Genomic DNA, 1,589 nt, shown 5'->3' on the forward strand with positions numbered 1-1,589 from the left:
TGGCAACGAGGCGGGTTATGGCAATGACGCGGGCCGTCGTGCCGAGCCGGCACCCCACGGCTACGGGCCGGTCACGTCTGGGTATCCGCCGGCCGGCCGGCCCTCCGCTGACCTCTACGACGAGGAGACCCGTTACGCCCCGCAGGCCGCGCCGTCCGGGCCGCCACCGGTTGATCCCGGTATCCGTGATGGCGAGCGGGCCCACCGTTCCGCGGCAGCACGGTCGCGGCCGGCTACTCCCGCTTCTGGTCCTAGTCCTGGTCCTGGTCCGCGCCAGACCGCGGTGTCCCGCCCCCGGCCGACGGACCGGCAGCCCCATGAGCGGCCGTACCCACCGGATACCAGGGCTTTCCCATCCGGTGGTCCCGCTGCTGGGCAGCCGCTGGACCCCGGGCCGGGGTACCCCGAAGGCAGCGGTGGAGGGGGCTGGCGCGACAGCGCCGCGCGGGCCGCGTCACCTGTTGCCGATGCCCACACCGCGGGCGGGTTTCCCCCGGCCCAGCAGCCATACCAGGATGATGCCAGGGGGCAGGCGGGACCGGCAGCGCCGCGCCGCGCGGCTCAGCCCCCAGGGCGCGGATCGGGATGGGACCCGGGGACGCAGGACGCGGCCGCCAGCACGAGTATCCGGCGCCCGCGCGAGCCCACTGGGCGGCCGGCGGGTGTCGCCCCACCGCGTACCACCCGGGTACGCGCGGACGCGGCTGCCTCCGACACCCGGCGTCCCAGCGCTGATCGGGCTGATCGGGCTGATCGCCCTGTCCGGACGGACCGGTCCACGAACTCGGCCGCACACGGCCAGGCCGGCAACGGCCGGTCCGAACGCGTGCGTGGCCGGCGCCGGGATGACCGTGGCAATCCGTCATTCTCGGATGAGGACACCGGTTCGCACCGGGCACAGCCCCGCAAGAGCGCCGCGGGCACGCCGATGCTGCGGCGGCTGCTGTATGCGGTGGTGATCCTTGGGCTCGCCTTCGCGCTCGGGGGCGGCGCGGGGTTTGTCTGGCAGAAGATCAGTCCTGGTAAGGCCAGCGTGCAGGCCGGGCCGACCGCCGCGCCGACAGGCACGGCCCAGGCGGCGGCATCCGCGAGCCCCGCCGCCAGCCCGGCTGGCACAACAGCCCCGGCGGTGGTACCGGCTGACTGGGTTGCGGTCACCGACACGAAGCAGCGGGCGACATTTTCCCACCCGCCTGCCTGGAGCCAACGCCGGGACAACACCGGGGTCTTCTTTGTCGAGCCCGCGGTGGGGACGGCTGCGGCCGGCCCGCGGATGGTCGGAGTCGCGCGTGTCACGGGCACGGATCAACGGGCGGCGCTCAAGGTTGTTCAGGACTCCGAGTTCGCCACCCAGCCGGGGCTCACTCAGGACAGGTCCGGGCCGATCACGGACCCGACCGGAGCGCAGAGCCAGGAGCTGGCCGGCTCCTACCTGCGCGACGGCCAGCGGGTCACCTACGTGATGCGGACGCTGCTGGCCGGGGACGCGGTCTACGTCCTGATCTCGCGGTCGTCAGCTACGCAGGCGGACACCGCGACAACCCTGGTGGAGAACGTACGGGCCTCTTTCCGCGCGTCCTGATCTTCAT

General features: G+C 73.5%; 1 protein-coding gene. It reads left to right on the top strand.

The features are described 5' to 3' along the window. On the top strand, positions 1–1,582 hold a 1,582-nt coding region (locus tag MJ783_RS16340), incomplete at its 5' end, for a hypothetical protein (RefSeq protein WP_239311310.1). Between the last annotated feature and the right edge of the window lie 7 nt (positions 1,583–1,589).

Origin of the sequence: Protofrankia sp. Cj3 (assembly GCF_917627355.1) — a bacterium.
Lineage (GTDB): Bacteria > Actinomycetota > Actinomycetes > Frankiales > Frankiaceae > Protofrankia.